We start from the raw sequence: 7,174 nt of genomic DNA, 5'->3' as shown, positions 1-7,174 counted from the left end.
TCGCCATCGTCTACCGCGGCGCAGCAGTCCTACGCGCCATCACCCTCTGGCTACCCCATTTGTCAGACACGCCCTAGTTGATCAAGCGCAACGCCGCGGCCGGGCACTGCGTCACGGCCTGCTGCATGCGGTCCCTGTCAGACTCCGGTCGCTCGGGCTCGTGGATCAGCACGATGCCGTCGTCGCCGACCTCGAACACCTCATCGGCGATCGACTCGCAGATCCCGTGCCCGGTGCACTTGTCCAGATCGACTTCGACGCGCATGCTCACTCCTAGCGAACGACGGCGGGCAGCCGTTTGGCGCCGTGTCGATCGGGTTCACCGAACTCGATCGTCGTCAGCCGAGTCAGCAACTCTCCGAACAGGATTCGCAACTCGGCCTTGGCCTGCTGGCTCCCCAGGCAGAAGTGCGGGCCCTCCGCCGCCGAACCCCAGGGTGTGGGTTGGGTGACCGGGACAGGTCGAACAGCGCTGAATTCGCGGGCTGATGTCACCGATTCAGCGTGACACTTGGTCAATTGTTTGTAAAGCTATGACGGTGCCGGGGATCGATGCAGACTCGTCGACGCGCGAACGCATTCTCGCCGCGACCGCGGAGGTGCTCGGCCGCCACGGCATGACCAAGCTGAGCCTCTCGGAAGTCGCGCTGCAGGCGCAGGTCTCGCGGCCCACTCTTTACCGTTGGTTCGCCTCCAAGCGCGACCTGCTCGACGCGTTCGTGGTCTGGGAGCGTCAGTACTACGAACGCGCGGTGGCCGAGGCGACGGCGGATCTGCCGCCCGGTGAGCGACTCGACGCGGCGCTGCGGGTGATCGTCGACTATCAGCAGTCCTATCCGGGCCTGCGAATGCTCGACATCGAACCGGAGCAGGTGATCAAGCGGCTCTCCCGCGTGATTCCGTTGATGCGCCAGCGCCTCGAACGGCTGTCCACCGGACCCGATCCCGGTCTTGCCGTGGCGACGGCGGTACGGGTCGCGGTGTCGCACTACCTGGTTCGCAGCGACGACGACGCCGACTTCCTCGCGCAACTGCGCCACGCCGCCCGGGTCAAGCACCAGACGTCCTGAGCTCGGCCACGATTTCCTCGGTGTGCTCCCCCAACCTCGGGGCTGCCGAGCGCAGCTCCCACGGCGTGCCGGAGAAGTCGGCCGGTGAGGCGACCATCGGGACGGCGGCGTCGCCGTCGGGCACGTAGACGATTCCGCCCGCGGCGTGGAACTGCTCATCGGCCACGATGTCCTCGAGCGAGTTGATCGGCGACCAAAAGAAGTCCGGTTCTTTCGCGAAGACGTCGGCCCACTCGGCGAGGGTCTTCGAGGCGAAGATCTCGTCGAGTTCGGCGATGAGGTCGACCGCGTTGACCGCGCGTGCCCGTGGGGTGTCGAAGCGGGGATCGGTCAACCACTCGGGGCGTCCGACCGCGCGGCACAACGGCGGCCAGTGCCGGCCGGCTTCCAGGCCGACGATCCAGAAGCGGCGCCCGTCGCCCGCGGCGTAGTTGTTCATACAGGGGTTGCCCATCGTCTCGCGCTGCCCGATCGCGATCGAATTCCCGGTCAGCAGGAAGGTATTGAGGTCGAAGCTCACCGTGTAGGCGCCCTGGCGGTACAGCGACGTGCTCACCAGCTGACCTTTCCCGGTGCGGCCCCGCGCGACCAACGCCGCGCAGATCGCCGCGGCCAGAGTCATACCCGCGGCATGGTCGCCCATCCCGCCGCGCTGAAACGGCGGGGTCTGACCGGGGCGTGTCAGCAGGTGCGCCAGACCCGCTCGCGCCCAGAACGCGGCGACGTCGTAGGCCGCCCGGTCGGCGTCCGGCCCGCTCTGGCCGTAGCCGGTGATCAACCCGTACACCAGTCGCGGGTTGTGCGCGGTGACCTCCGCGAAGTCCAGTCCCATGCGCGCCAATGCGCCCGGGCGGACGTTGGTGACGAAAACGTCTGCGCCCTCGATCAATTCACGGGCCGTGGCGCGGCCATCGGCCGTCGTCATGTCGAGCACGATGCTGCGCTTACCGCGGTTGTCCATCTCGAACGGCGGGCTGATGTCGCCGTCGACCCCGAGCATCCTGCCGAACAACCTGCCCGGATCGCCGGTCGGTGGTTCGATCTTGACGACGTCGGCACCCCAGTCGGCCAGTATCCCTGCGGCCGCCGGCCCGGCCACCCACACGCCGAGTTCGACCACGCGCACACCCTCGAGCGGACCCGCCATCGACACCTTCTTTACATTATTTCGCGAATTTGTAAACTGGCGTGGTGATGCACGCTAAGCCGGTGGTCGGCCTGGCCGCACATCTGGGCCGCGGGGTACAACGTATCGCCACCGACGCCGCGATCGGTCGTCTCCGCTCACTTCCGCGGTCCGTGTCCGAACTGGACGCGCCGGCCCTGTCGCGAATCATCGGCCGTCGCGTGACCGCGGTGTCGGTGTTGGGCGGCGACTCCGGCACCTCGTCGCGCGCCCGGCTTGCGCTCACCGGTGACGACGTCCCGCAGACCATATTCGTCAAGCTGACCGCCGAGACCGTCGCCACCCGCCTGATGGGCGAGATGGGGCGGCTCGGCGCGACCGAAACCCGCTTCTACCGCGAACTGGCCCCGCGGCTGACCGGCGTCCCGGCCTATCACGGCTCGGCGTTCGACTCGGTGACGGGCCGCTATGTACTCGTTCTGGAGGATCTGCCCGCCGGCGAATGCGAGTTCCCCGACACCCTGCACCCGATCAGCGCCGACCAGGCCGCGAAGATCGTCGAGCTCCTGGCAAGGCTGCACGCGACGTTCTGGAACCGCGTGCCCGGCTGGCTCTACACCGCATCGGGCGATACCGCGTCGCTGCTCACCGGGCCCCTGTTGAAGATGTCGGCGCGCCGCATCGCCGAGCGCACCGATATCGCGGTCGAAACCGGACGTTTCATCGACCAGAGCTACCGTGCCGTGGCCCGGCTCATCGACGAGCCGCCGCACACCGTCATGCACGGCGACGCGCATCCGGGCAACGTCTACTTCCGCAACGGCGAGGCCGGCTTGCTCGACTGGCAGGCCGTCCGGCGCGGACATCCCAACCGCGAGCTCGCGTACACCCTGGTCACCAGCATGACTGTCGCCGATCGCCAGGCACACCAACGCGACCTGCTCGACGTCTACCGTCAAGCGCTCGCAGCGTGCGGCGGACCGGAGCTGGACCGCGGCGAGCTATGGGACCGGTACCGTCAGGGTGCCCTCTACGCCTACGTCGCCGCGCTGATCACCGCCGGATTGGGCGGCATGCAGGCCGAGGGCATCGCCCTCGAAGGCCTGCGCCGGGGAGTTGCCGCACTGCAAGATCTCGACACTGTCGCAGTACTCCGGGAGTCCATGTAGAGAACGATCTACGCTTGCTCCGTGAACGAACCGCTGCGCGCCGCACTCGGCCCCGAGGACACCTCGACGCGGCACCGGATTCTCGTCGCGACCGCGGAGGTCCTCGCGCGAAGCGGGCAGACCAAGCTCAGCCTCTCGGAGGTCGCGCTGCAGGCCGGCGTGTCCCGGCCGACGCTCTACCGCTGGTTCGCCTCCAAAGGTGAACTGCTCGACGCGTTCGGCGTTTACGAGCGAGACCTGTTCGACAACGGCATCAGCAAGGCGACGGCCGGCTTGCGGGGCGTCGAGAAGCTCGACGCCGCGCTGCGGTTCATCGTCGAATATCAGCACTCCTACTCGGGTGTGCGGCTGGTCGACATCGAACCCGAGGTCGTCATCTCCCAGCTGACCAAAATCATCCCGGTCATGCGGGCGCGCCTGCAGAAACTGCTGAGCGGCCCGAACGCAGCGGTCAAGGCGGCCACCGCAATTCGTGTCGCAATCTCGCACTACATCGTGCGCAGCGACGACGACGATCAGTTCCTCGCGCAGCTGCGGCACGCCACCGGGATCAAGCCACAGGGATAGTCGTTCGGCTCCGCCGCGGCATCAATTATTCGGCTCCGCCGAAGGGCTGACACTTGCGCAAAAATTTGTAAAGCTGTTCGCATGACCCAGGTTGAGACTGACACCGGCGTGCTGGCCGGCGACGAGCGCATGTTGATCGACGGCGAAATGCAGACCACGGCCAGTGGTGCGGCGTTCGATGTCATCCACCCGGCCAGTGAGGAGGTCGCCGGCCGGGCCACCGACGGCACCGTCGAGGACATGGCGCGTGCCGTCGGCGCGGCACGCCGGGCCTTCGACGAAACCGACTGGTCCCGCGATCTCGACTTCCGCTACCACTGCCTGACCCAGTTGCACGAGGCCTTCGAACGCAACAAGGAGCGCCTGCGCCGCATCCTCATCACCGAGGTCGGCTGCCCGGTGTCGGTGACGGGCAGCCAGATCGAGAGCCCGATCGACGAGGTCAAGCACTGGGCCGAGCACGGCAAGGCGTTCAACTACCTTGTCGACAACGGTGTGCACGAGACCCCGCTAGGGCCGGCCCGGCGCAAGATCCACTATGAGCCGGTCGGCGTGGTCGGCGCGATCACCCCGTGGAACGTGCCGTTCTACCTCAACGTCGCCGAGACCGTCCCCGCGCTGATGGCCGGCAACACCGTCGTCCTCAAACCCGCACAGCTGACCCCGTGGTCGGGCAGCGAGTACGGCCGCATCGTCGCCGAGGAGACCGACATCCCGGCCGGCGTGTTCAACGTGGTGGTGTCCAACGCCAACGAGGTAGGAGCCGCGCTGTCAGCCGATCCGCGCGTCGACATGATCACGTTCACCGGGTCGACGGCGACCGGACGGGCGATTCTGGCCGCGGGTGCACCGACTGTGAAGAAGACGCTTCTCGAGTTGGGCGGCAAATCGGCCCACATCGTGCTCGACGACGCCGATTTCAACTCCGCCCTGTCGATGGCGGCGATGATGGCGTGCGTGATGAGCGGACAATCCTGCATCCTGCCAAGCCGAATCCTGTTGCCGCACAGTCGCTATGACGAGGGCATCGAGATCCTCAAGACGATGATGGAAGGCTTCCCGGTCGGCGACCCGTGGACGCCGGGCAACATGCAGGGTCCGCAGATCAGCGAGACGCAGCGCCAGAAGGTGCTCGGCCTGATCAAGAGCGGCATCGACTCGGGTGCACGGCTGGTCACCGGTGGCGGCATCCCGGAGAACCTGCCGACCGGCTACTACACCCAGCCGACCCTGCTGGCCGACGTCGACCCCAATTCGCAAGTGGCGCAAGAGGAGATCTTCGGACCGGTGCTCACGGTCACGCCGTACGAAACCGACGACGAGGCGATCGCGATTGCCAACAACACGATCTACGGGCTCTCCGGTGAGGTCAGCAGCGCCGACGTGGACCGCGCGTTCGCGGTGGCCTGCCGCATGCGCACCGGCAACGTGACGATCAACGGCAAGAGCCACTTCGGCATCAACAGCCCGTTCGGCGGCACCAAGCAGAGCGGGCTGGGCTACCGCAACGGCGAAGAGGGATACAAGGAATACCTGGAGGCCAAGACGATCGGCATGCCCGACACGGTCGGACCGTGAATCAGGCACTGATGGACGATCGGCGGGTCCGCGACGAACTCGACATCGCCGCGCTGCTGCACCGCTATGCCCGTGCGGTCGACTCCAAGGATTGGGAGCTGTATCGGTCGGTGTTCACCGACGACGCGCACATCGACTACTCGTCGGCCGGAGCGGTCGTCGGCAGCCGGGACGAGGTCGTGGACTGGTTCGCCGCGAATTTCGGGGTGATTCCGTGGAGCATGCACCACATCACGAACGTCGAGGCCGACATCAACGGTGACACCGCGAAAGTGCGGGCGATGTTCTACAACCCGATGCAGCTGCCCGGCATGAGCCAACCGAGTTTCTGCGGCGGGTACTACCACCACGAACTCGTGCGGACTCCGGACGGCTGGCGCAGCCGCCGCCTGGTCGAGGAGAACGTCTGGTTCACCAACCCGCCCGGACAGTGACGCCGAGACCGACGCTTTGGCGGAAACCGGCGCACGAAACCCGCCAAAGCGTCGGTCTGGATGCGGAACAGCTCAGCTCTGGGCCGCCAACTGCCCACAGGCGGCGGCGATTTCACGTCCTCGCGTGTCACGCACCGTGCACGACACCCCGCGCTCGCGGACACGCTTGACGAATTCGCGTTCGGCCGGCTTGGGGCTGGCGTCCCACTCGCTTCCGGGAGTCGGGTTCAACGGGATGACGTTGACGTGCGCCAACGGGCCGAGCGCGCCGTGCAGCCGCTTGCCCAAAAGATCTGCCCGCCAAGGCTGGTCGTTGACATCGCGAATCAGCGCATACTCGATCGACACCCGCCGGCCGGTCACGCCGGCGTAGTACCGCGCGGCGTCGAGCGCCTCGGACACCTTCCATCGATTGTTCACCGGGACAAGCGTGTCGCGCAGTTCGTCATCCGGGGCGTGCAGTGACAGTGCCAGCGTGACCCCGAGCCGTTCGTCGGCGAGCTTGCGAATCGCCGGCGCCAACCCGACCGTCGACACCGTGACCGACCGGGCCGAGATCCCGAAACCGTTGGGCGCAGGGGCGATAATCCGTCGCACCGCGGCCAGCACCCGATTGTAGTTGGCCAACGGCTCCCCCATGCCCATGAACACGATGTTGGACAACCTGCCGCCTCGGGCCGCAGGCGCGATTCCGTCGCCGTCGCGGTCCCGCAGCTCGACTGCGGCGGCGCGCACCTGTTCGAGGATCTCGGCGGCCGACAGGTTGCGCTTGAGCCCGCCCTGGCCGGTCGCGCAGAACGGACACGCCATCCCGCACCCGGCCTGCGAGGAGATGCAGACGGTGTTGCGTTGCGGATAGCGCATCAGCACCGACTCGAACGTGGTGCCGTCGACCGCGCGCCAGAGCATCTTGCGCGTCTCGCCCGCATCGGTCTCGATCTCGCGTACCGCATCGAGCAGCGCGGGAAACAATGCATCGGCCACCTGGTCGCGCACACCGGCGGGCAGGTCGGTCATCTGGTGAGGGTCGGCGATCAGCCGACCGTAGTACTGGTTGGCCAGCTGTTTGGCCCGGAACGACGGCAGCCCCAGTTCGATCACCGCCGCGGCACGACCCGCCTCGTCGAGGTCGGCGAAATGCCGCGGCGGCATGGCGCGGCGCGGGGCATCGAAGACGAGCGGCAAAGGGGTGGGCATGAGCTTTGACCAGTATCCCAGCTCGGCGAGACG

At 67.1% G+C, this 7,174-nt stretch carries 8 protein-coding genes and 1 pseudogene; 5 read left to right on the top strand and 4 right to left on the bottom strand.

Features of this window, described 5'->3' with window-relative positions; genetic code table 11:
• Positions 1-73 precede the first annotated feature (73 nt).
• A complete protein-coding gene (locus AU193_RS11235) occupies positions 74-265 on the bottom strand; it encodes a ferredoxin (RefSeq protein WP_064422466.1) in 192 nt (63 codons plus the stop codon).
• Between the two features lie 8 nt (positions 266-273).
• A pseudogene (locus AU193_RS11230) lies at positions 274-467 on the bottom strand (cytochrome P450); the annotation flags it as partial.
• 66 nt (positions 468-533) lie between these two features.
• On the opposite strand from AU193_RS11230, the gene AU193_RS11225 reads away from it, so the two are divergent.
• Complete coding sequence (locus tag AU193_RS11225; protein WP_064422451.1) at positions 534-1,070, top strand: TetR/AcrR family transcriptional regulator; 537 nt, start codon at positions 534-536, stop codon at positions 1,068-1,070.
• Here the strand turns inward: AU193_RS11225 and AU193_RS11220 are convergent.
• Complete coding sequence (locus AU193_RS11220) at positions 1,051-2,217, bottom strand: CaiB/BaiF CoA-transferase family protein (RefSeq protein WP_064422465.1); 1,167 nt, start codon at positions 2,215-2,217, stop codon at positions 1,051-1,053. The two genes, AU193_RS11225 and AU193_RS11220, sit on opposite strands and share 20 nt — an antisense overlap.
• Before the next feature lie 47 nt (positions 2,218-2,264).
• On the opposite strand from AU193_RS11220, the gene AU193_RS11215 reads away from it, so the two are divergent.
• From AU193_RS11215 to AU193_RS11200, 4 genes are all read left to right on the top strand, one after another.
• Positions 2,265-3,365 (top strand): phosphotransferase, encoded by a 1,101-nt coding sequence (locus tag AU193_RS11215; protein ID WP_064422464.1) that lies wholly within the window; start codon positions 2,265-2,267, stop codon positions 3,363-3,365.
• A gap of 21 nt (positions 3,366-3,386) precedes the next feature.
• A complete protein-coding gene (locus AU193_RS11210; protein ID WP_064422450.1) occupies positions 3,387-3,932 on the top strand; it encodes a TetR/AcrR family transcriptional regulator in 546 nt (181 codons plus the stop codon).
• Between the two features lie 81 nt (positions 3,933-4,013).
• On the top strand, positions 4,014-5,510 hold the full coding sequence (locus tag AU193_RS11205; protein ID WP_064422449.1) for an aldehyde dehydrogenase family protein: 1,497 nt from the start codon (positions 4,014-4,016) through the stop codon (positions 5,508-5,510).
• Positions 5,511-5,521: 11 nt separating this feature from the next.
• Entirely contained in the window at positions 5,522-5,944 is a 423-nt protein-coding gene (locus AU193_RS11200) for a nuclear transport factor 2 family protein (protein WP_064422463.1), read from the top strand.
• A gap of 72 nt (positions 5,945-6,016) precedes the next feature.
• Here the strand turns inward: AU193_RS11200 and rlmN are convergent, their stop codons facing one another.
• On the bottom strand, positions 6,017-7,141 hold the full coding sequence (gene rlmN, locus AU193_RS11195; protein WP_064422448.1) for a 23S rRNA (adenine(2503)-C(2))-methyltransferase RlmN: 1,125 nt from the start codon (positions 7,139-7,141) through the stop codon (positions 6,017-6,019).
• Positions 7,142-7,174: the final 33 nt, after the last annotated feature.

Source organism: Mycobacterium sp. GA-1285, from assembly GCF_001499905.1.
In the GTDB taxonomy this organism is placed as follows: domain Bacteria; phylum Actinomycetota; class Actinomycetes; order Mycobacteriales; family Mycobacteriaceae; genus Mycobacterium.
Note: the sequence above shows the minus strand (reverse complement) of the source record. Positions and strands in the feature narration are given on the sequence as shown.